The sequence below is a fragment of the Sulfitobacter sp. SK025 genome (assembly GCF_003352105.1).
GTDB classification, from domain to species: domain Bacteria; phylum Pseudomonadota; class Alphaproteobacteria; order Rhodobacterales; family Rhodobacteraceae; genus Sulfitobacter; species Sulfitobacter pontiacus.
Genome location: NZ_CP025808.1, coordinates 1,253,162 through 1,274,958, shown reverse-complemented (window position 1 = coordinate 1,274,958; position 21,797 = coordinate 1,253,162). Strand labels below are relative to the sequence as shown.

General features: G+C 60.0%; 23 protein-coding genes and 1 pseudogene. 10 read left to right on the top strand and 14 right to left on the bottom strand.

Annotation, left to right across the window (positions count from 1 at the left end; all coding sequences use genetic code 11):
• Positions 1 to 2 precede the first annotated feature (2 nt).
• The 3 genes from C1J04_RS06155 to C1J04_RS06145 all read right to left on the bottom strand — a co-directional run bounded on the left by C1J04_RS06155 (position 3) and on the right by C1J04_RS06145 (position 3,156).
• Complete coding sequence (locus C1J04_RS06155; RefSeq protein WP_005852118.1) at positions 3 to 851, bottom strand: carbohydrate ABC transporter permease; 849 nt, start codon at positions 849 to 851, stop codon at positions 3 to 5.
• Positions 851 to 1,783, bottom strand: coding sequence for a carbohydrate ABC transporter permease (locus C1J04_RS06150; protein WP_005852117.1), 933 nt, complete (start codon positions 1,781 to 1,783; stop codon positions 851 to 853). Before C1J04_RS06150 ends, C1J04_RS06155 begins: the two co-directional genes overlap by 1 nt.
• 113 nt (positions 1,784 to 1,896) lie before the next feature.
• Positions 1,897 to 3,156 (bottom strand): ABC transporter substrate-binding protein, encoded by a 1,260-nt coding sequence (locus C1J04_RS06145; protein ID WP_174226602.1) that lies wholly within the window; start codon positions 3,154 to 3,156, stop codon positions 1,897 to 1,899.
• 177 nt (positions 3,157 to 3,333) lie between these two features.
• Between C1J04_RS06145 and C1J04_RS06140 the strand changes: the two genes are divergently transcribed.
• The 4 genes from C1J04_RS06140 to C1J04_RS06125 all read left to right on the top strand — a co-directional run bounded on the left by C1J04_RS06140 (position 3,334) and on the right by C1J04_RS06125 (position 7,109).
• Complete coding sequence (locus C1J04_RS06140) at positions 3,334 to 4,119, top strand: IclR family transcriptional regulator (protein WP_009826389.1); 786 nt, start codon at positions 3,334 to 3,336, stop codon at positions 4,117 to 4,119.
• Positions 4,120 to 4,132: 13 nt separating this feature from the next.
• Positions 4,133 to 5,191, top strand: a complete 1,059-nt coding sequence (locus C1J04_RS06135) for an ABC transporter ATP-binding protein (RefSeq protein WP_114865315.1) — start codon at positions 4,133 to 4,135, stop codon at positions 5,189 to 5,191.
• Between the two features lie 148 nt (positions 5,192 to 5,339).
• Complete coding sequence (locus tag C1J04_RS06130) at positions 5,340 to 6,224, top strand: hypothetical protein (RefSeq protein WP_009826388.1); 885 nt, start codon at positions 5,340 to 5,342, stop codon at positions 6,222 to 6,224.
• 105 nt (positions 6,225 to 6,329) lie between these two features.
• Positions 6,330 to 7,109, top strand: coding sequence for an ion channel (locus C1J04_RS06125; protein ID WP_037954251.1), 780 nt, complete (start codon positions 6,330 to 6,332; stop codon positions 7,107 to 7,109).
• A 33-nt stretch (positions 7,110 to 7,142) separates the two neighbouring features.
• On the opposite strand, the gene rlmF is transcribed toward C1J04_RS06125, so the two are convergent.
• The 8 genes from rlmF to C1J04_RS19545 all read right to left on the bottom strand — a co-directional run bounded on the left by rlmF (position 7,143) and on the right by C1J04_RS19545 (position 12,709).
• Positions 7,143 to 8,069, bottom strand: a complete 927-nt coding sequence (gene rlmF / locus C1J04_RS06120) for a 23S rRNA (adenine(1618)-N(6))-methyltransferase RlmF (RefSeq protein WP_009826386.1) — start codon at positions 8,067 to 8,069, stop codon at positions 7,143 to 7,145.
• 133 nt (positions 8,070 to 8,202) lie between these two features.
• Positions 8,203 to 8,745, bottom strand: coding sequence for a cytochrome b (locus C1J04_RS06115; protein WP_083779634.1), 543 nt, complete (start codon positions 8,743 to 8,745; stop codon positions 8,203 to 8,205).
• Between the two features lie 182 nt (positions 8,746 to 8,927).
• Positions 8,928 to 9,638 (bottom strand): arsenical resistance protein ArsH, encoded by a 711-nt coding sequence (gene arsH, locus C1J04_RS06110; protein WP_009826384.1) that lies wholly within the window; start codon positions 9,636 to 9,638, stop codon positions 8,928 to 8,930.
• Positions 9,631 to 10,053 carry an arsenate reductase (glutaredoxin) gene (gene arsC / locus C1J04_RS06105; RefSeq protein WP_009826383.1) on the bottom strand — a complete coding sequence of 141 codons (423 nt, stop codon included), beginning with the start codon at positions 10,051 to 10,053 and terminating at the stop codon, positions 9,631 to 9,633. The genes arsH and arsC overlap by 8 nt, the downstream gene beginning before the upstream one ends.
• Positions 10,050 to 11,117, bottom strand: coding sequence for an ACR3 family arsenite efflux transporter (arsB, locus tag C1J04_RS06100; protein ID WP_074635383.1), 1,068 nt, complete (start codon positions 11,115 to 11,117; stop codon positions 10,050 to 10,052). Before arsB ends, arsC begins: the two co-directional genes overlap by 4 nt.
• A 103-nt stretch (positions 11,118 to 11,220) precedes the next feature.
• Positions 11,221 to 11,553 (bottom strand): ArsR/SmtB family transcription factor, encoded by a 333-nt coding sequence (locus tag C1J04_RS06095; RefSeq protein WP_005852102.1) that lies wholly within the window; start codon positions 11,551 to 11,553, stop codon positions 11,221 to 11,223.
• Positions 11,554 to 11,714: 161 nt separating this feature from the next.
• A complete protein-coding gene (locus tag C1J04_RS06090) occupies positions 11,715 to 12,398 on the bottom strand; it encodes a zinc-binding alcohol dehydrogenase family protein (RefSeq protein ID WP_254655188.1) in 684 nt (227 codons plus the stop codon).
• Positions 12,341 to 12,709, bottom strand: coding sequence for an alcohol dehydrogenase catalytic domain-containing protein (locus tag C1J04_RS19545; RefSeq protein ID WP_009826380.1), 369 nt, complete (start codon positions 12,707 to 12,709; stop codon positions 12,341 to 12,343). Before C1J04_RS19545 ends, C1J04_RS06090 begins: the two co-directional genes overlap by 58 nt.
• A 101-nt stretch (positions 12,710 to 12,810) precedes the next feature.
• Here C1J04_RS19545 and C1J04_RS06085 point away from each other — a divergent pair, with 101 nt between their 5' ends.
• The gene (locus tag C1J04_RS06085) at positions 12,811 to 13,716 is read left to right on the top strand and encodes a LysR family transcriptional regulator (protein ID WP_009826379.1); all 906 of its coding nucleotides are present in this window, start codon (positions 12,811 to 12,813) and stop codon (positions 13,714 to 13,716) included.
• Between the two features lie 191 nt (positions 13,717 to 13,907).
• On the opposite strand, the gene C1J04_RS06080 is transcribed toward C1J04_RS06085, so the two are convergent.
• Entirely contained in the window at positions 13,908 to 14,762 is an 855-nt protein-coding gene (locus C1J04_RS06080) for a MurR/RpiR family transcriptional regulator (RefSeq protein ID WP_009826378.1), read from the bottom strand.
• A gap of 174 nt (positions 14,763 to 14,936) precedes the next feature.
• On the opposite strand from C1J04_RS06080, the gene C1J04_RS06075 reads away from it, so the two are divergent.
• Positions 14,937 to 16,265: an aspartate aminotransferase family protein gene (locus C1J04_RS06075; protein WP_009826377.1), complete on the top strand. Its 1,329-nt coding sequence runs from the start codon at positions 14,937 to 14,939 to the stop codon at positions 16,263 to 16,265.
• A complete protein-coding gene (locus C1J04_RS06070) occupies positions 16,262 to 17,041 on the top strand; it encodes a 3-keto-5-aminohexanoate cleavage protein (protein WP_037954249.1) in 780 nt (259 codons plus the stop codon). Before C1J04_RS06075 ends, C1J04_RS06070 begins: the two co-directional genes overlap by 4 nt.
• A gap of 3 nt (positions 17,042 to 17,044) precedes the next feature.
• On the opposite strand, the gene C1J04_RS06065 is transcribed toward C1J04_RS06070, so the two are convergent.
• Positions 17,045 to 17,596, bottom strand: a complete 552-nt coding sequence (locus C1J04_RS06065) for a 3'-5' exonuclease (RefSeq protein ID WP_037954247.1) — start codon at positions 17,594 to 17,596, stop codon at positions 17,045 to 17,047.
• A 180-nt stretch (positions 17,597 to 17,776) separates the two neighbouring features.
• Between C1J04_RS06065 and C1J04_RS06060 the strand changes: the two genes are divergently transcribed.
• Positions 17,777 to 18,724, top strand: a complete 948-nt coding sequence (locus C1J04_RS06060) for an FGGY family carbohydrate kinase (protein ID WP_254655155.1) — start codon at positions 17,777 to 17,779, stop codon at positions 18,722 to 18,724.
• Between the two features lie 9 nt (positions 18,725 to 18,733).
• Here C1J04_RS06060 and C1J04_RS06055 read toward each other — a convergent pair whose 3' ends face one another.
• Positions 18,734 to 19,771 carry a LacI family DNA-binding transcriptional regulator gene (locus tag C1J04_RS06055; RefSeq protein WP_009826373.1) on the bottom strand — a complete coding sequence of 346 codons (1,038 nt, stop codon included), beginning with the start codon at positions 19,769 to 19,771 and terminating at the stop codon, positions 18,734 to 18,736.
• Positions 19,772 to 20,014: 243 nt separating this feature from the next.
• On the opposite strand from C1J04_RS06055, the gene C1J04_RS06050 reads away from it, so the two are divergent.
• Together C1J04_RS06050 and C1J04_RS19765 are read left to right on the top strand one after the other, a co-directional pair.
• Positions 20,015 to 21,046, top strand: a complete 1,032-nt coding sequence (locus tag C1J04_RS06050; RefSeq protein WP_009826372.1) for a TRAP transporter substrate-binding protein — start codon at positions 20,015 to 20,017, stop codon at positions 21,044 to 21,046.
• Positions 21,047 to 21,129: 83 nt separating this feature from the next.
• Positions 21,130 to 21,645: pseudogene (locus C1J04_RS19765) on the top strand (TRAP transporter small permease subunit); the annotation flags it as partial.
• Positions 21,646 to 21,797 lie beyond the last annotated feature (152 nt).

The window sequence follows — 21,797 nt, the reverse complement described above, 5'->3', positions numbered from 1 at the left end:
CTCTACTTTACTGCGCCAAGTGTGAGACCGGCGATGAAGTGCTTTTGCATCAGAAAGAACATCGCGACCGGCGGAAAGGCGGCGACAATCGATCCCGCGCTCATCAGGTGATAGGCTGCGCGGAACTGCGAGTTGAATTCGGTGATGCCCGCGGTGACAGGTTGCGCGCTTGGCCCTTGGGTCAGCACGACGGCCCAGAAATAATCGTTCCAGATGAAGGTAAAGACCAATACCGCCAGCGCGGCCAGCGCGGGCTTCATCAGTGGCAGCACGACAAAGAAGAAGATGCGCCATTCGGCCACGCCCTCGACGCGGGCGGCCTCGATCAAGGGGAAGGGCAATGCGCGGATGAAGTTGCGCATGAAGAGCGTGCAAAAGCCCGTCTGGAACGCCACGTGAAACAGGACCAACCCCTGAATGCTGTCATACATCCCCAGCGATATGGTCAGGTCGCGCACGGGCACCATCAGGATCTGGAACGGGACAAAGTTGCCCGCGATAAACATGAAGAAGATCAGCAGGTTGCCCTTGAACTTATAGATACCCAAGGCGAACCCCGCCATGCTGGACAGCGCAATCGCCCCCAGCACCGTGGGCAGCGTGATAAAGACCGAGTTCATCAGATAGCGCGGCATATTGCTTTCAAAGAAGACCTTGCCATAGTTCGTCAGCCCCTCGAAGCTGGACGGCCATCCCCAGTAATTCCCGGCGGCGAAATCGGACCCCGGTTTGATAGAGAACAGCGCCACCGCGATCAGCGGCAAGAGCCACAGGATCAGCGCGACGGGCAGCAACGTCTGATAGGTCAGCTGGCGGCTGCGCGATTGTTTGGCGATCGGTGTAGGGAACATCAGCGAGCCTCCCGCTCTTCGCGCCACATGGCATAGAGGAAATAGGCGATGAACCCGAGCATGATGAGGAACAGGATCACCGCGATGGCAGAGCCATAGCCCATGCGGAAGCCGAACTCCGACAGGGCTTCTTCGAACATGTAGAACGACAGCACGCGGGTCGATCCGAAGGGGCCGCCGTTGGTCATGACGCTGATCAGGTCAAACGACCGCAGCGCGCCGATGATGGTGACGACAAAGGCGATGAACGTCGCGGGCTTGAGCTGGGGCAGGATAATGTACCACAGCATCTTGCGCCCCTTGGCCCCGTCCAGTCGCGCGGCCTCGATCTGTTCGGGGTCCACCGCATTCAGACCCGTTAGATAAAGGATCATGCAATAGGCCGTCTGCGGCCACAGCCCCGCCGCGATGATCCCGTAGGTTGCCGTAGACGGGTCGCCCAGGATATTCACCGGCCCTGCCCCGAAAATCGCCAGCATCGCGTTCAGCAGCCCTTCGCGTGGCAGGTAGAACCACGAGAACACCAGCCCGACGACCACCTGAGAAATGACAAAAGGAAAGAAGAACAACGACTTGTAGATACGGATACCGCGCACGGTCTGGTTCAGGAACAAGGCGATGAACAGCCCCGCGGGCACGGCCAGCAAATACAGCACCAGCCATTTGAGGTTGTTCCAGAACGAGATCTCGAACTTGCGGTCCATCTTCTGGTCGCCGATCCCCAGCAACCTTTCATAGTTCGCGGTGCCGACAAAGGTCTTCTCCCCCAGTCCGTCCCACTGATAGAAACTGATCGCGACGCTTTGGCCGATGGGAATGATCACATAGACCGCAAAGAACAGCATCGCCGGCAGCAGGAAAAGCCACGGCGTCAGCGCGATCTCGTTGCGTTTGTACCAACTGCGCGCGGGGGGCGGTGTTGTTGCTGCCATGCCGTGGTCTCCGGTAAATCAACACATGCGAAAACCGGCCGTCGGCGGGCTTGCGAATGGATTGAGGCGGTGGGTTGCGTCCCCCCGATGCGGGAGGGCGCGACGCTTTAGCGTTATTCGTAGATGCGCTGACGCGTTTCTTCGAGACGCTCTAGGATGTCGTCAAGGTTGTCGGGAACCACCATGAATTCCTGCAACCCCTCCATGCCGACGCTGGCCATCTCGGCGCTGAAGTCGCGGTCAAAGAACTGGGCCACACCGCCCTTGGCGCTGGTGTTCAGCATCTCGAAACCCTGCTCGAGGAACTCGTCCTTATCGACCGAGGATTCAGAGTTGATGGGCAGCTGCCCCAAGGCGTCGCCTGCGTTGATCTTGGTCTGCACATCAGCCGATGTCACATACTGAAGGAACGCGCGGGCGTTTTCCTTGTTCTTGGCACCTGACGGGATGTGGAACGTGTCGGTCGGGGCATCCTCGCCCTGTGGCACATCCGCGATCTTCGGGAACTGGTAGAAGTCGATCTGGCTGTCGTCCAGACCGCCTTCGCGCATCGCGGCGACGGCGAAGTTCCCCATAAGATAGGCCACCGCCTCGCCTTCGATCATGAAGTTCAACGCTTCCTGCCAGGAATAGGATTGGTGATCGGCGACATAGCCGCCCATGTCGATGATCTTGCGCCAGTTGGCAAAGGTTTCGCGGACGCGCGGATCGGTCCAGGGCACCTCGCCACGGGCCAGTTCCATGTGGAAATCAAACCCGTTGGTGCGCATGTTCAGATAGTCGAACCAGCCGCCAGCGGTCCACAGGAACTTGGTCCCGATGGCATAGCACGCACGACCCGAGGCAACGATCTTTTCGCAGTTCGCAAGCTCTTGTTCAAAGGTTTCAGGCTCGGTCAGCCCCAGTTCATTGAAGATATCTTCGCGGTAGTACATGCCCCACTGATAGTAGGTATAGGGCACACCATATTGCTTGCCGTCGATGGTCAGCGCGCCTTTGACAGACTCAAGCCCGGGCAGATCGCCGTTGGCGTACATATCAGAGATGTCTTCGAACAACCCGGCAGAGACATAAGGGCCCATGCGGTTCGCGGCATACCAGTTGACCACATCGGGCGGGTTCGCCCCCAAGGCGTTCCGGATCTGCGTCTTCCACGCTTCGCGGTCGACGATCGTCAGTTCGATATCGACGTCCGGATGCAGCTCTCCGAAACCGGCTGCCAAACTCTCCATCACCGCGCGCGGCGCGGGGTTCGACATGTCAGAGGTGATCTTGAGCTCCCCTGAAAGCTGACTTTCGTCCGCGACAGCAAACGATGTTGAAAATCCCGCAGCGACAACAGCCGCGAGTGACCTCTTGAGAATGGAATGCATGGTATCCTCCCTGATGCTTCCGCAATCCAAAACTGTCTCATTATTTGAAACTTAGTTTTGTATATTGATATATAAGATCAAGCTCGCTAGCCTTGTCAACAGTTTGGTGCGCCGCATGGGGGATGGGTCAGTCAAAAGACCCCACAGGATGCAGCGCCCTGAGGGACGGAGAACGATATGAATGTGGTGAACAGTGACGGGACTGTTGCAAAGGCGCTGAGCGTGCTGGATCAGGTGACAGCAATGGGCCGCCCTGTCCGCATGCGCGAATTGCTGGAGACATCGGAGTTTCCAAAACCGACGCTGTACCGGCTACTTCAGACGCTCACCAGTCAACGTATGCTAAGCTATGACAAGGATCAGCAGACCTATGCGCCGGGCATCCGTCTGGTCAGCCTTGCCCATTCCGCATGGTCGCAAGCCTCGCTTGCACCGATTGCCGCCCCCTATATCAGCGCCCTCGGCGAACGCCTGCGCGAGGCGATCCACCTTGCGCAGATCGACAACGGTCAGGTCGTGTTCGTCGACAAGCGTCAGGCCAGCAGCCGCTTTGCCACGCTGGCGCGCACCGGTCAGGTCGCCCCTGCCTATTGCACAGGAGTCGGCAAGGCGATTCTCGCGCATCTTGAACCCGAGGCACAGGCGCAGGCGCTACAGCAGCAGGCGTTTTTGAAATATACCGATGCGACCCATACCAGCACCGAAACCCTTGTGCGCGAGCTGGAACAGATCCGCGCCGAGGGCATCGCCTTTGACCGCGAGGAACACGAGGCCGGCATCATCAGCATCGCCGCCCCCATTCTGACCGACGCGGGCCGCGTCGTGGGTGCCGTATCCATCGCAACCGCAACACACCGTCATACGCTGGACGGTCTGAATGCGTTCCGCCCTGCCCTGCTTGAGTGTGCCACCCGCATCGGGGCCGAGGCGCAGTCCTGGCAGTCCCCCTCTGTCCCCTCATAAAAGGAAGTCGTATATGGCCGGTGTCGTCATGAAAGATGTCGTGAAACGCTATGGCGGTGTTCAGGTGATACACGGGATCGACCTTGAAATCGAAAATGGCGAGTTTTGCGTTTTTGTCGGCCCGTCAGGCTGCGGCAAGTCGACCTTGCTGCGCATGATTGCCGGGCTGGAAGAGACCACCGAAGGCAGCATGAGCATCGGCGACCGGGATGTGACCCGCATGGACCCGGCAGAGCGCGGGGTTGCCATGGTGTTCCAGACCTACGCGCTGTATCCGCATATGACCGTGCGCGACAACATGGGGTTTGGCCTGAAAATGAACGGCCACCCCAAAGCCGAGATCGCCCAGAAGGTGGCCGAGGCGACGCGGATCCTGAAGCTGGAAGAGTATCTTGACCGCAAGCCCGCCGCCCTGTCGGGGGGCCAGCGGCAACGCGTATCTATCGGGCGCGCCATCGTACGCGGCCCCGAAGTCTTTCTGTTCGACGAACCGCTCTCCAACCTCGACGCCGAGCTGCGTGTCGAAATGCGCGTCGAGATCGCCCGCCTGCATAAGGAAATCGGGGCGACGATGGTCTATGTCACCCACGATCAGGTAGAGGCGATGACCCTTGCCGATAAGATCGTCGTGCTGCGCAAGGGCCGGATCGAACAGGTCGGCGCACCGCTTGACCTGTACCGCGATCCTGACAACCGCTTTGTGGCCGGCTTCATCGGTTCGCCCGCGATGAACTTTCTGGATGGCACCACCAGCGGCGGCAACGTCGTGCTGGACGGGTTGGACGGCAGCTATGCCCTGCCCGTGACCCCACCCGAAGACGGCCGGGACATCACCCTTGGCATCCGGCCGGAACACATCGAAATTGACCCCCAAGGCAAAGGCTTCACCGTCGAAATGACCGAGGCCCTCGGCGGCGTGTCCTATGTTCACCTGCTGTCCGACACCGGTGCCAAGATCATCGTCGAGGAACGCGGCGACGACCGGTCTCGCGAGGGGGCGCAGGTTGGCGTGAAAATCCCACCCGAGCGGGCGATGCTGTTTGACGCCAACACGGAACAACGTTTGCGCTAAGGCGCAGGCGGGTCATCGGTCACGTAAACCTAGACAGAACCGGACATTCCTGAAAAACAGTTGGGGCGTGCAAGCGAGCCTTGCGCGACAGCCCCGCCGGAGCCGACCGCCCGGGCGGGACGGGCACCGTAGATAGGGAAGCAGACTAATGGCGAAACCAAGACTTACGCTCACCTATATCGTGGAACCGCCCTCTTACGACATCATGGCCTGTAGCCTGCTTGCCTCTGTACGCGAGCAGTTTTCCGAAGACGTGGCCTGCATCGGCTACGTGCCCGAACATCGCATGAACGATGTCCACCCCTCGGTGTTCATCGCACACGAGAAAATGGGGGCGGAGCTGCGCCCGATGAAAACGGAAGGCATGTGGCGCGAGCCCTATCCCCACGGCAACAAGATCATCGCCGCGATGCAGCCCCGCGAGAGCGAATTTTCCGCCTTCGTGGATTCCGACGTCTTGTTTATCCGCCCCAATACAATCGACAATATCGTGAAATCCGGCCATGTTTCCTGCTCTGTCGCGGCAAGTATGTATTGGGCGCAGAAAGACATCTGGGATCTGATCTACGGGGCCTTCGATATGGAGATCCCCGAAGAGCGCGTGTACCTGATGCGCCAGTCGCGCCGCCCCAAAGTGCCCTATTTCTCGTCCGGTTTCGTCCTTTTCCCCGAAGCCGAAGGACCACAGGGCCGGTTTGCCGATGTCTGGTACGAGACGGCCCGACGGATTGACGAGATTGACACGCTGGAAAAACGACGCCCTTATCTGGATCAGATGAGCCTTCCTGTCGCCATCCGCCGTGCGGGCCTGACATGGAACCCGCTGGCGGAAGAGCAACATTATATCCTGGGCGGCAAGATACGGGGGGAGCCCCTGCCCGAAGATCGCGATATCTTCACGGTGCATTACCGCAACCCCAAGGTGCTGGAAGAAGTCGGCCTAAAGCATAAATCCCGACGCATGCTGCGCCGTCAAACGGGCGTCAGCTTTGTGCGCCGCTTGGCCCGGACAGACGAGCCCACGCCCGAGTAATCCCGCCGCCTCACGCAAACCATTGATATTGGCGCGCCTTGCGCCATCTTGACCCTCAGCGGTTGTTGACGATGACGACCCTGAGGGAAGCGGTATGTCCAATCAATGAACAGTCTACGCAGTAGGATTAAAGCTTTATACGATGGGCAAAACACGCGCTCGCGCCGGTTTCGCTACGGGTTGATCCTGTTTGATTCCCTGACGATCATCTATTTCATCGCCACCGCCGCGCTGCCGTCCACGCCGGTGATTACGGCGGTCAATGCGTTCTTTGGCCTGTTCATCATGTTCGACCTTGCCGCGCGTCTTTGGATCTCTACGAACCTGCGCAAAGAGCTGACGCGCATCTACACCCTTGCAGATCTGGTGGTGGTGATATCGCTGGTGCTGGCACCCCTTATGGCCGAAAGCTTTGCGTTCCTACGGGTCTTGCGCGGTTTGCGGCTAATCCATGCCTATCACCTGCTGCACGACCTGCGGCGCGAAAGCGCGTTTTTCCGCAAACACGAGGACGCGATCCTTGCGGCGGTCAACCTGCTGGTGTTCATCTTTGTCATCACATCGCTGGTGTTTGTGCTGACCTTTGAAGAGGACGCGGGCGTCGCGGGCTATGTCGATGCACTGTACTTTACAGTGGCGACGCTGACGACAACGGGTTTTGGCGACATCACGATGACGACAACGGGTGGCAAACTGCTGTCGGTGTTCATCATGGTGGTCGGGGTCGCGTTGTTCGTGCAATTGGCGCGAACGATTTTCCAACCCTCCAAGATCAAGCACACCTGCCCCGAATGTGGCCTGAACCGCCACGAGACAGACGCCGTTCACTGCAAACACTGCGGCACCACGCTCAAGATCGAGACGAAGGGCGATACGGGCGGTTAATGTCGCGGGGTATCAGACACGTGCATGGCTGTTCTAGCGCGCGGATCCCTTCATAAAGGACGCACGCTGATCTTTCTTGATGAATGTCCAGGCGATGAACCGGCTGGTTTTTTGTCCCTGCGCCATCTCGACCACATCGCAGTTGGCGACCTTGGCCTTTTTCAGGATTTTATAAAGCGTCTGCACGTTGTCCTTTTTCGACACAAGCGACGTAAACCACAGACATTGCCCCGCAATCGCGCGGCTTTGGTCGACCATGTTGGCGATGAACCTGATCTCGCCGCCGGGGCACCAGAGCTCGGCGTTTTGCCCGCCGAAATTGAGCTTGCCTGAACGCCCTTTGCCAAGGTTCGCCCATTTCCGTTGCGTGCCCTTCGTCGCCCTTTCCATCGAGGCATGAAAGGGCGGGTTGCACAGGGTGACGTGGAAACGGTCGTCAGGATGGATCACCCCGTCGAAAATATCCTCGCGGTTCTCTTGCAGCCGCAGGTCCACGTCCAGCGCGTTGGCCTTTGCAATCTGTTGCGCAGACTTGATGGCCACAGGGTCGATATCGACACCGGTAAACTGCCAGCCATAGGCGCTTTGTCCCGTCAGCGGGTAGACCAGGCTTGCGCCGGTGCCAATGTCCAACGCCTTGATCTGCGGTCCACGCGGGATCTCGTTGTTGTTGCTGCGCGCAAGCAGATCGGCCAGATGGTGGATATAATCGACGCGCCCCGGAATGGGCGGGCAAAGGTAGTTCGGCGGGATGTCCCAGAAATCAATGCCGTAATCCGCCTTGAGCAGCGCCCGATTGAGCATACGCACAGCCGCCACATCCCGAAAATCGATGGTGGTCTGACCCGCCGGATTGGGGGTCGTAAACGGCCCTAGCTCGGGGAGGGCCGCAATCAGGCGCGCGAAATCATACCCCTCGTTGTGGAGGTTGCGGGGGTGCAGGTTGGTTTTGGTGGCCATGGGAAAGCCTTTGTTGAAAGTGGTGAAAAGCAGCCAGGCCGTTGGCCTGTCTTACCCCCTGAAGGCCCCATAGTAAAACCGAAGACGCGGCCGTTGGTCTCGGGAAAGACCCAAGTTCCCTATTTTCAGCATCTTACCGCCCCGCCATCGTGGACAGGACATCATCCCGCTGAATCAGGCGATGCCAAACGACTGCCATGAAGATATGCCCAAGCACCACAAGGGCAAGGATCCAGCCCAGCTCTCCATGCCATTCCGCGGGCGCTTGCATCCAGGCGACCTCGGCGGTTTGGGGCGGGAATATCTGCACCCCGAAATAGCTTAGCCCACGGGTGCCGCCCGCTGCGGCCAAGAGCCGTACGCCCGGGACGATAACCATCAAGGCATATAGAACCACATGACCCGCGACAGCCGTCTGCCCCATCAAACCGGCATGCGCAGGCCGCCGTTGGATGTTCGCCAGCCCCCACAGACCACGCACAAGGACCAGCGCAAACAGTGTCACCCCCAGCGTCGTATGGTAGCCCCAAAGAAGTTCGCGCAGGGTGTTCTCTCGCGGAAGCGCCCAATGCGCCGCGGCGGAGATAAACTGTGCCACAAACAATGCGGCCATGCCCCAGTGAAGCAGCCGGCTTACGGTGCCGTAACGGGTTGGTGTATCAGATAGTTGTGTCACAAAATGCCCCTGTCTCTGGCGATATCACGATCGTTAATTACAGCGTCCGCGCGGTCACCTTAGGCAGACAACTGCGCTGGATGAAGCTTTAACAGACCATCCAGCGCAGCTGTCGCGCAAATCATTCCAACCGCGTCCCGTTCAACATACGGATATTCCTGCCCCTGCGGTCGACAAATCGGTCAGATCGACTTCTGGTTCACGCGCTTCGACAGCTCGGCGGCGCTTTCCTTGCGCTCGCTATAGCGATCCAGCAGGTAGTCTTTCCTGTCTTTGGTCAGCATCGTGAACTTCACCAGCTCTTCCATGACATCAACGACCCGATCATAGAACGGCGATGGCTTCATCCGATCCGCGTCGTCAAACTCCAGAAAGGCTTTGGGGGTGGAGGACTGGTTCGGGATCGTGAGCAACCGCATCCAACGCCCAAGAATGCGCAGCTGGTTCACGGCGTTAAAGCTTTGTGACCCCCCGCTGACCTGCATGACGGCCAGCGTTTTGCCCTGCGTCGGACGCACACCGCCCAAGGACAGCGGAATCCAGTCGATCTGGGTTTTCATGATGCCGGTCATGGCCCCGTGGCGTTCGGGTGAACACCAGACCATCCCATCGGACCACGTGACCAGATCGCGCAGCTCCTGCACTTTGGGGTGACTGGCGTCGGCATCATCCGGCAGCGGCAGGCCAGACGGCGAATAGGTACGCGTCTCGGCCCCCAGCCGTGTCAGAATGCGTGCGGCTTCTTCGGTCATGAGCCGGCTGAACGACCGGTCCCGCAGTGATCCGTAAAGCAGCAGGATACGCGGGCGGTCCGCGTCTGCTGCGGGCTCAAGCAGACGCGCCGCATCAATCGCTTTGAAATGGGTGTCATCAAGGTTCGGGGTATCAGGCAACTCGGTTTCCTTCCGCGTCAATCAGTAAAGAGCCGTCTTCCTTGGTCAGCGGCCCCTGTGGCAGGTGGTCCAGCAAGTCCAGCACGGCCTCGCTTGGGCGGCACAGCCGGACGCCTTTGGGCGTGCAGACAATGGGGCGATTGACCAGAATGGGGTGTTCCAGCATGGCGGCCAGAAGGGCTTCGTCGCCCACGTCGGGATCCAGCAGCCCCAATGCCTCTGCCGGAGATCGCTTTACCCGCAAAGCGCTGCGCGGTGTCAAACCCGCCGCCGCGAAAAGCCCCAAAAGCTGTCCGCGCGTCCAGCCGGTATCAAGGTAAGGGATCACCACCGGCTCCACGCCCGATGCTTTTATGATGGCCAGCACATTGCGGGAGGTGCCGCAATCGGGGTTGTGGTGAATGACAACACTCATGCTGACCCCTCCGAGGCAGGGAACCAGTGGCGGGTTCTATTCGCAAAAGCGACAAGCGACAGCATGACAGGCACTTCGACCAAGACACCGACCACCGTCGCCAATGCTGCACCGGATCCGAGCCCGAAGAGGCTGATCGCAACCGCGACGGCCAGCTCGAAAAAGTTGGAGGTGCCGATCAAGGCGCAGGGGGCCGCGACGTTGAACGGAATACCCCAGGCCCTCGCGACCCCATAGGCCAGAAAGAATATCCCGTAGGACTGGATCAGAAGCGGCACAGCGATCAGGGCAATCACCAGCGGCCGGTCCAGGATCACCTCGCCCTGGAACGCGAAAAGCAAGACCACCGTCACAAGCAGACCGATGATCGAAAACGGCTGCACACCCGCCTTGAACCGATCCACCGCCGCTTCGCCGCCTTGCGCAATCAGCCGCTGGCGCGTCAGATACCCCACAAAAAGCGGCAGCATCACGTAAAGGCCCACGGACAGCAGCAGCGTATCCCAAGGCACGACGATATCCGTGGCCCCCAGCAAGAAGGCAACGATGGGCGCGAAGGCGAACACCATGATGACGTCGTTCACGCTCACCTGCACCAGCGTATAGGTCGCATCCCCCCGCGTCAGGTTCGACCAGACGAACACCATCGCGGTACAGGGTGCGGCCCCCAGCAGGATAACGCCCGCAAGATAGGCCTGCGCGTCATCCGGCGGGATCAGGCCTGCGAAAAAATAGTTGAAAAACAATACGCCAAGGGCGGCCATGGTGAAGGGTTTGACCAGCCAGTTCACCACCACCGTGACAACCAACCCTTTCGGCTTGTCCCCCACCTGACGCAAGGCTCCGAAGTCCACCCCGACCATCATCGGGAACACCATCGCCCAGATCAGCACCGCAACGGGCAGGTTCACCGACGCCACCTCAAGCCCGGCAAGCATACCAAACGCAGTCGGAAACAGATTGCCAAGCAGCAGCCCCGCGCCAATCGCCAGCGCCACCCAGACGGACAGCCATTTTTCAAACGTGCCCAGTCCCGCCGCCGCGGGAAGTGTCGTATCAGTCATGTCGAACCTTCAAAAATTGCAGCCCCGTGGCCGTGAATATGTGGTTGCCCAATGTCAGCACAGGAATGTCACAGGACCAATGCGGCACCTCCCCCATACGCGCCTAACAGGGGCAGGCGAGCTCGTTTATGATGGGCTGGCAGAGTTCCGGGCGCCCGCCGCAGCAATCCTCCATCAGAAAGGCGAGCAAACCGCGCAGCCCCTCCATATCGGCAAAGTAACGAATGCTTCGCCCTTCGCGCTTGCTGCGAATAAGGCCCGAACGTGCCAAAATCGCGAGGTTGGTCGACATCGTGTTCTGTCGCACCCCCAAGGTGTCGCCGATATCGCCTGCCGACATCCCCCCTTCTCCGGCTGTGATGAGAAGACGGAAGACATCAAGGCGGGTGACCTGACTGAGCGCCGCAAAAGCGTCGAGAGCGTGATTCTTATCCATATATCAGGAATTATTGATTCATTGGACGCAGGTCAAGCCCTGATGAGCAACCCGTTGCGCTTGCGCGAAACTATGGGCAATCCACGCGCCCCTTCAAAGGCACAAGGGACGCGGGGGCGTGGCGCGAACATGGCACCACGCCCCCGCGTGATTTCTATTACTTAAAGTCCGCCAAGCACCTGCTTGCCAATCACGCGACCGCTTTCCTGCCGCAGATGCGCCGCGCGCAGCGCCTCGACGGTCAGCGCCGCGCCGCGCTCGGTGACTGTCGACTGCAATGTGCCTGCGTCGATCATCGCTGCGACGCGGTTCAGCAGGTCTTGCTGGGCATCCATATCGTCGGTTTCGAACATCGAACGGGTGAACATGAACTCCCAATGGATGCTCAACGCCTTGGGTTTGGCCGCCTTGATATCCAACGCCTCGGGGTCGTCGATCAGCGCGATCTGGCCGCGGGGCGCGATCAAGTCGATGATTGCGGGCCAATGCTGATCCGTGGCCGTTAACGCGGCGACATAGCTTGGGGTCTGGCCCAGCTCTGCCAGCTGCGCGGCTAGGTCACCGCGATGGTCAACCACGTGATCCGCCCCCATCTTGCGCACCCAATCCTCGGTCTCGGGTCGAGAGGCCGTCGCAATGACGGTAAGCCCGGTCAGCGCTTTGGCCAACTGGATGAGGATAGAGCCGACGCCGCCAGCGCCACCGATCACCAGCAAGCTTTGCCCCGCGCCGCCCCCTTCGGTCAGGCGGAATGCGTCGAACAACATCTCCCACGCGGTGATCGAGGTCAGCGGCAGCCCCGCCGCTTCGGTAAAGTCGAGGCTGGCCGGCTTGCGCCCGACGATCCGTTCATCGACGGCATGGAATTCCGCATTGGTGCCGCGCGCGTGACGTCGCCCGCATAAAAGACCTCATCGCCGATCTTATAACCGGTGACCGACGCGCCCACCTCGGCCACGACACCTGCCGCGTCAAAGCCCAGAACGCGCGCGGCGCCCTCGGGTTGGGCGGCTGCGCGCAGCTTTACGTCGACCGGATTGACCGAGATGCCTTTCACCGCGACCAACAGATCACGCGGTCCCACCTCGGGCCGGTCGATTTCAATCAGATCGAGCGTGTCCGCAGGGCCCGCCGCGCTATAGCCAATAGCTTTCATTTCTTTGTTCCTTCATTGTATCGCTGAAAAATAGGTCTTGTGAAACGGTAGAAAACCGGCATTTTTCCGATTTGATTATTCGGATAGCGGAGATAATAGCGGTGGATACTGACAACCTGCGCCTTTTTGTGATGGCCGCCGACCGGCTGAATATCTCTGCTGCCGGACGGAATCTGGGTCTTGCCCCTGCGGTCGCCAGCGCCCGCCTTGCCAAACTGGAACAGGAGCTTGGCGTAGAGCTGCTGCGACGGACCACCCGCAAAGTGTCGCTGTCGCTCGAAGGGTCCGACTTCCTTCCTTACGCGCGGGAGATTCTGGCGCAGGCAGAGGCCGCGAAGGCCGTTCTTGGCAGCCATGAAACCAGCCCCAAAGGCACCATCCGGTTTGCCGCGCCAAGCAGTTTCGCGCAGCGCCACATCATGCCGCTTCTGCCGCAGTTTCACGCGGCGTTCCCCGACCTTACGCTCGAACTTCGCCTGTCTGACGCACGGTTTGACGCGATCGAGGGCAGTTTTGACCTTGCGTTACGCGCGGCCCCCCTGACCGACAGCAGCCTCAAGGGGCGCAAGCTGGCGGATGATACCCGCGTTCTTTGCGCCTCTCCTGCATATCTTGAGGAACATGGCGTACCGCAGTCGCCGGCAGAGCTTCGAGGGCATCGCTTTCTAGCATGGGTCGACCTTGAGCCGCGCGATTTGATCGGCCCAGAGGGCGAAACCGCGCCGCTTGACCCCGCCCAGATGATCTGCCGGACCATCGTTGACGATGGTGACGCTCAGCGTGAGGCCACGCTTGCCGGGGCCGGTCTGTCGATCAATTCTCTCTGGAGCGTCTCGGACGAGCTGCGCTCGGGCCGGTTGATCCGTGTCCTGCCGGAATGGAAGCTGAACGACAGTTCGGTCTTGTGGTTGATGTACCCGCGCTCAAACGTGCTTACCCCCAAGACGCGCATCCTGATCGACTTTCTCATCGCGCATCTTGGGTCACATGCAGAATGGGGCGCGTAGCAGCCAGCCCCGCGCCCACAACACGCCCGTTATCGGTATAACCGTCACTCACGCCGCGGACTGGCACAACGCCTATCCTATGCGGTCATCGTCGCGCTGGACGAAAGCGACCTGCGGCCCACGGGGTTGATCACCGGTGGCTCTGCCGTGGCATTGGGCCTGCCGGATGATTTTCATCCGCGCAAGACACCTCACACGTTGTAGCCGCCATACTGCCGGATACGGTCCTCAAAATTCGATACCCGCTCTGCCGCGTCATCTGAACGCGCGGCCATGCCGACCAGCAGCATCTCCACCGCTAGAAACGCCGAATTGAGCGACGGCAGGAAATGGGGCCCGGCCATGGGCAGCGGTACCACTTTCCAAGCGCCAACCGCGATTGGGGAGGCATGACTGTCCGTCAGCGCCAGAACCCGCGCGCCGCGGGACTGGGCGATCTGGCAGGCCTGAACCACCTCTGCCGCGTAATGTTCATAGGTGATCCCGACGATAATATCCTCGGACGTGGCCTGAGACAGAACATCGACAATGCCCCCCGGCAGGGTTGGCACGTCTACGAAGTTCGAAAACGCCATGCCGCCCACATACGAGAAATAATGCGCGATCGCATAGCAGCTGCGCACGCCGACCACATAGACTTTGCGCGCCCCGAGCAACGGGTCGATGCACGCATCAAGCGTGTCCAGAATATCTGCCGAGAAAAGCATCGCCGTGTTTTTACCATGCGCTTCCATGAGCGCGGCAAACGCGCTGTCGCGATGTTCATGCCTTAATGTCTGGGCACGCGCGCCGTAGTTTGGCGCAGGTGTCTGGATCGTTGCCTGCACATCCGTGCGGAAGGCGTCAAAGCTGGTATAGCCAAGCTCCTTCGCTATACGGGTCACGGTATTCGGATTGACCCCTGCCTGCTTGGCCAGCCCGCGAATCGAGCTAAAGGCCACGAGCGAAAGGTTATCCAGAAGCCACCGCGCAAAGGACCGAAGCGCGGGCGTACCTTGCGCACTTACCTGTGACAAGCGGTCTTTCAGCGTTTCATCGTTGCTCATCAAACCCTTACCTTTTGTTTATGCGTGCCAGCTTTCACGCCGCTGTCACGCCCGATGCACAGCAAAAATACATTTGCTTAATATATAGCAATAAAATAATACAAACGCATCATCGCGCAGGCAAGTGCTGATGTCACGTCACCCAAAGCGCGTCTTCAAGCAAGGACTACAGTCATGAAAAGTCATATCTTCGGCAGATCCACCAAAGGCGCGCTGCCGGTCGCCACCAAGGGGGACGGCTGCTATCTGATCGATGCGGACGGACGTAGATATCTTGATGGTTCGGGCGGCGCTGCTGTTTCCTGTCTGGGGCATTCAAATCAGGCCGTCCGCGCTGCCCTGCACGCCCAGATTGACCAGGTTGCCTTCGCGCACACCGGCTTTTTCACGTCGGATCCGGCAGAGCGTTTGGCCGATCGCCTGGTCGAGAACGCGCCGGCGGGCATTGATCGGGTATATCTCGTCTCTGGCGGCTCCGAAGCGGTCGAGGCGTCGATCAAGCTCGCGCGGCAGTATTTTCTGGAAATCGGGCAGCCCAAGCGCCACCGCGTCATTGCCCGCCGCCAAAGCTATCACGGGAATACATTGGGCGCTTTGGCAGCAGGGGGGAATGCGTGGCGTCGCACCCAGTTCGCGCCCCTGCTTGCAGACACCACCCATATCAGCCCCTGCTATGAGTACCGCGACCGGCAGGACGGCGAAACGCAAGAGGCCTACGGCCTGCGCGTGGCGAACGAGCTGGAAACCGAAATCCTGCGGCTTGGCCCTGATACGGTGATGGCCTTCCTCGCGGAGCCTGTCGTGGGTGCGACCTCTGGCGCGGTTCCTGCCGTGCCGGGATATCTCAAGCGCATCCGCGAGATTTGCGACCAATATGGCGTGCTGCTGATCCTGGACGAGGTGATGTGTGGCATGGGCCGTACCGGCAAACTGTTCGCCTGCACCGAGGACGGCGTCGCCCCGGACATGATCACCATCGCCAAAGGACTTGGGGCGGGCTATCAACCGATCGGCGCGCTGCTGACCTCGGCCGCCATCTATGATGCGATTGCAGCGGGCACCGGTTTCTTCCAGCACGGCCACACCTATATGGGCCACGCCTTGGCGGCCACGGCGGCCAATGCCGTGCTCAGCGAAATCCTTGACCGCGATCTGCTGGCCCATGTTACCAGCCAAGGCGACAAGCTTGACGCAGCACTAAAGGCGCAGTTCGGCGATCATGACAACATTGGCGATATACGCGGGCGCGGGTTGTTCCGCGGGATCGAACTGGCTGCCGACCGCAGCACCAAAGCACCCTTCGATCCGTGCCGTGGCCTTGCCGCGCGGATCAAGAAAGAGGCCTTTGCCGCCGGTCTGATCTGCTATCCGATGTCTGGCACAATCGATGGCCAATATGGCGACCACGTGCTGCTCGCGCCGCCGTTTATCATTGAGGACGCGCAGATTGATGAGCTGGTGGGCAAGCTATCAACGGCCATCGACAAGGCGCTTGCCGCATGACCGCATTGCCCAGATTTATGGTCGCGCCGAATGGGGCGCGGCTGACCAAGGCGGACCACCCTGCCCTCCCCGTCACCATAGAAGAGATGGTCGCCTGCGCGCTAGCCTGCCATGCTGCGGGTGCCGATGGCCTGCATGCCCACGTGCGCGATACCGAGCAACGGCATGTTCTGGACCTCGGGCTTTATGCCGAGCTTCTGAGCGAGCTCGGCCAGCGCGTCCCTGATCTATATGTTCAGATCACCAGCGAGGCCGCGGGCAGCTTTACCCCCGCTCAACAACGCCATCTGGTCGAAACCCTGAAACCTCGCGCCGTGTCGGTCGCGCTGCGCGAGATCACGGCCGATCAAGAGAATGCCGTCACCCGACAGTTCTTTGCCGTGTGCGCCGAAGCGAAGATCGACGTTCAACACATTCTCTATGACACCGCGGATATTGCCCATCTTGCCCGGCTTGTCGCGCAAGGGGATGTCCCCCGCGACGGGCTGAAGACCCTGATCGTTCTGGGGCGTTACACCACCGGCCAGACCAGCACACCCGGGGAAGTCGCAGCACTGGCACAAAGGCTAAAATCGGCCTTGCCGGACGCAGACTGGGCCGCCTGCGCCTTCGGCCCCCAAGAAACCGCCTGCCTGATCGAGGCCATGCGCCACGGCGGCAAGACCCGGATCGGATTCGAGAACAACCGCTTGAACGCAGACGGACAAGTCGCGGCAAACAATGCCGAGAGGGTCACCGAACTGATGACACAGGCAAAGCGCGCTGGATTTGCGTGACCGTTATCGCGAGACGCAAGTGAAGCGGGTTCGGTGAGGGTCTTGAACGCTGACTCGAAGCAACACCACACAGACCCGCAGCCTTGATTGTGCATTCAACTGCAGATCGTGGGGATCCGAAAATTGGACGCACCGCTTACAATCGAGCGCGAAACCGGAAAACTGTGCAAAGGATACGTCGTGATAGTCTTCAATCTTCGGCATGGCCGCGTGCCCGCTCGCGCGTAGTAACCGTGAGAGCCAGCGCCGGTCGAACTCCGGCGCATCGGACACAGGTATTTTCCCTTCCAGGAGAGGGAGCAAATCTTCGACGACCGCCGATACAGTAGGTGCGTCGAGTAAACCTTCGAACACAATGCCATGAACGGCACCACTCTGCGTTGACCAATCGGAAAAGCTCCAACGCGCCGCGGGCCGGATCAACGAGGTCCAGGTTTGAACGCCCCCATTCTTCAGCCAAGACAGGCCAATTTCTATTGGCCAACTCTGCGGCGTAAAACTTGATGCTTCAAAGTCCAAGGCTGCGTATGCTTCGATGTCAGTAGCTTTTTTCATATCGTGTCTCACCTCATGCAAGCTGCATCGGCAACGACATTGGCCGTCTTTGTCTGAAAAGAAGAAGAAATCTAAATTTCAGCATCCCCGACGTGAAATTGCCGCAGTTTAACTCAACAGATATCCTAATCTGTTGGACTTGAGCTGCAACTTCCGGTGGATGCAACATCCGCGAGAGTGTTGAAATGGGCGGATTCCGGACCTTCGCTGCGCCCGCAATACTGGGGTCACCGCCTGACCGGCGTCGCCGCAACGGACGTCACCTCGCTGGGCTGTCACACCGACCTCTGGAACCCGCATGAGGGGAGGTTTTCCTCGCTGGTCGACCGGCTGGGGATCGCCGACAAGATCGCCCCAGCGCGCCGCTCGGCCGATATCCTTGGACCGATCCTGCCCGAAATCGCGACACTTACGGGCCTGTCCCCCAACACGCCGGTCCACTGCGGAATCCATGACAGCAATGCCTCACTGCTGCCGCACAACCTGTCACAAACAGAACCTTTCTCGGTGGTGTCCAGCGGCGCATGGACCATTGTGATGTCCATCGGCGAGCAATCCGTGCCTCTCGATCCGGACAAGGACGTCTTGATCAACGTGAACGCACAAGGCGCGGCAGTGCCGTCCGCGCGCTTCATGGGTGGTCGCGAACACGATCTCGCCAAGGGCGGACCTTACCGCGAGGCGACGGAGACCGCCATGGCCGAGGTGCTTGCCAAAGGCATCATGCTGACCCCAGCAGTGGTGCCTGAAACCGGCCCCAATCGTGGCTGCACCTCCCGCTGGGTCGGCCCGGAACCCCGGATTGGAAGCGCTGAACGCGGGGTTGCGGTCGCCTTCTATCTTGCATTGGTGACCAGACGTTGCCTCGAACTTGTCGGACATCGCGGCTCGATCATCGTTGAAGGGCCGTTTGCAAAGAACAGCGTCTATCTGCAGATGCTTTCGGCCGCGACAGGCTGCTACGTAGCCCCGATGGTCAGCGCAACCGGCACGAGCCAGGGCGCAGCGCTGCTGGTCAGCGGCTCGGTGATCTCTCAGAACGCGGCTGGATCTTCATTGGTCTCCCAGAAGCCGGAAACCGATCGGTGGGCGGAGTATGCAAGCCAATGGGCCGAGATTTGTTGCTGACAAATCCGTTCATTCCGCAGTCACGGCCAAATCTCCGAGCGAGATGGTTGGGGTGAGAATGTGGATTTTGTCACTCTCAGTTTTAGTGCCCTCGATTGTCTCCAGAATGACCCTGGCGGCCGTCTCGCCGATCTCGCGGCGGGCGGTGCGGGACGTGGCGATCTTTCCGGGGAACCCATCAAGGAGGCCCAGCCCGTTGAACCCTGAAAGAGCGACCGTGCCCGGAACGTCGATGTTCGCGGCGATACAATGGCACAACCCGCCAAAGGCGAGGTCGTCGTTGGAGAAATGGATGCAATCGAGGTCCGGTTGACGGGCCAACAGGTCGGCCGTCATAAAGCGCCCGCAGGCGATGGCCGATAGCGTGGCCTCATCGCTCTCCAGGTGGGACCCGTCGATTGTGTCGATGAAATCGAGGCCCTGGTCGCGCAACGCGTCTTGGAAGCCTTTCTTTCGCTTGGCGGCCCTGAGATCCTTGTCGAGGTTGCGCCCGACATATCCGAAACGCCATCGGCCCGTCGCAAGAAGTGCGGTCGCCATGTCACGCCCGGCCCCGGTCTGCGAGAACCCGACACAGGCATCCACCGGGTCGCCATCGCAATCCATTATCTGGACGATGGGAATACCGGCGTCGGCCAGCAAGCTCCGCGTATCGTCCGGCTGGTCCAGCCCGGCGACGATCAGCCCAGCAGGACGCCATGACAGCATGTTGCGGATGATGTCGTATTCTGCCTCGGGATCGTAGTCGGTCACGCCGAACACCGGTTGCAGCGTGGACCCCTTCAGGGCGTCAGTCACCCCGGACATGACCTGCGGAAAGACGATGTTGGACAGGCTGGGGACGACTACCCCGATCAGATCGGTGCGCTTGCTGGACAGCGACGCGGCGAGGTGATTCCCGTAGTAGCCGATCTCGCGTGCGGCACGTTTCACCTTCTCGACATTGGCATCTGACACGTCCTTGTCGCCCCGAAGCGCGCGTGAGGCCGTCATTTTGCTGACACCTGCAGCAGCCGCGACATCCACCAAGGTTTTTCTTTTTTTCATGCGCTTGCTGCCCCTTCGCAGGTCGTTCTAACCACTATCCGGGTCTCAACTCCCGATCGTTCGATCTCGAGACGCGAAAACACGGTGTTGACACATCATTGCAGGATGTGCCAGTGGTATCAATACCGGTACCGATACCGGGATCGATATTAACTTTACCGAAACCGGTCGAAACCGCGAATTGGAAAGAATGCGCACCGGCCATCACCAGCACCTGATCCGGGTGTCCAAAGGGGGGAAACCATGAAGACCCAATTTCTGAAAACTACCGTTGCAGGCGTTGCGATTGCCGCCTCGCTGTTTGCCACCGGCGCCATGGCGCAAGAGTACCAGTGGACGTTCCAGACCTCGGCGCAGGCCGGCGACAACTTCTTCCCGATCGAGGAGGCCTGGGCCGACCGCGTCAACGAGCTGTCCGACGGTCGGATCGAGATCACCGTCGTGCCGGTCGGCACCGTCGTGGCGCACAACGAAACCCTCGACGCGGTGGGCGCAGGCATCCTGCAGGGCCACATCACCGACCCGTCGTATTTCTCCGGCAAGGACCCGGCCTTTGCCATGCTTGGCAACCTCGTCGGCGCATGGTCGGCACCCGAGCAGATGTTCGACTACATGGAGAACGGCGGCGGCAAAGAGCTTTTCAACGAGCTGGTGAACCCCTACGGGCTGCAGTTCCTCGGTGCATCGGCGACCGGGGTCGAGGCCTTCCTGTCGACCAAACCGATCCACGGTGTCGATGACCTCAAGGGCATCAAGATGCGCGCGCCCGAAGGCATGGTTCAGGAGGTGTTTGCCGCCGCCGGTGCAGCGCCAGTGAACCTGCCCGGTTCCGAGGTCTATACCGCGCTGGAAAAGGGCGTGATCGACGCGGCCGACTATACAGTGTTCTCGACCAACCACGCCCAGGGCATGCATGAATTCGCCAAATACCCGCTCTATCCCGGGTTCCACTCCATGCCCGTGATCGAGGTGTCCCTGAACAAGGCGATCTACGATGGGCTGCCGGAAGACCTTCAGACTATTCTGAACGAGTCGGTCTCGGTTTTTGCAAGGGACATGATCGCGCAGCTCGATGCCCAGAACGAGGTCGCTGTGGCCGAAGCCCAAGCCGATCCGGATATCACCGTGATCAACTGGTCGGACGAAGAGCGCGCCAAGTTCCGCGGCATTGCCAAGTCGCAATGGGCCAACTGGGCAGCACGCTCGGAAATGGCGGGCAAAGCCTATGAGAGCGTCACCGCCTACCTGACCGAAAAGGGCCTTCTGGCCGAGTGATCGCCGTCTGACGGCAAGACCCGAGGGGGCCGGTTTCGGCCCCTTCGTTTTCCACTGTCCAGCTCACGTTTCGGGAGGAAACAATGGCACAACATGACGCGGCGATGACCGAAGCCGAAATCGAAGCGCAGCTCGAGGCGCTCAAAAAGGCCCATGACGAAGACAGCGCCGGCCCCCAGAACGCGCTGGACCGTGGCATTGTCACGGTTGGCACCGCCTTCAGTTTCCTGTTCGCCATTGCAACGGTGATCTCGATCTACGAGATCATCATGCGATATTTCTTTAACGCTCCGACGATCTGGGCGCATGAAACCGTGATCGCGCTGATCGCGGCCTGTTACCTCTACGGTGGCATGCAGTGTCTTGCAGCCGACAAGCATATTCGCATTGGGCTGATCTATTTCAACACCAGTGGCGGAACGCGGCGGCTGCTGGATATCGTAAACGGTCTGCTTGCGCTCTTCTTTGCCGTGGCGATTGCCTATGCGGCCTACACCATGGTCGAGAAATCCTGGTGGACTCCACAGGGTGATATCCGACTTGAGCGGTCCGGTTCGGCTTGGAACCCGATAACGCCCGCCATCATCAAGATGATGCTCCTGATCACTTCGATCGTGCTGGCGGTGCAGTCGGTCGGCCATATCTGGACCGCCTGGAAAGGCACAGGCTTCCGTCAAAGCTCCGGAGAGGCGCCGAGCAAGTTTGCCCTTGCTGCCATCGGGATCGTCTTTGGCATCTTGGTCATCGGTGG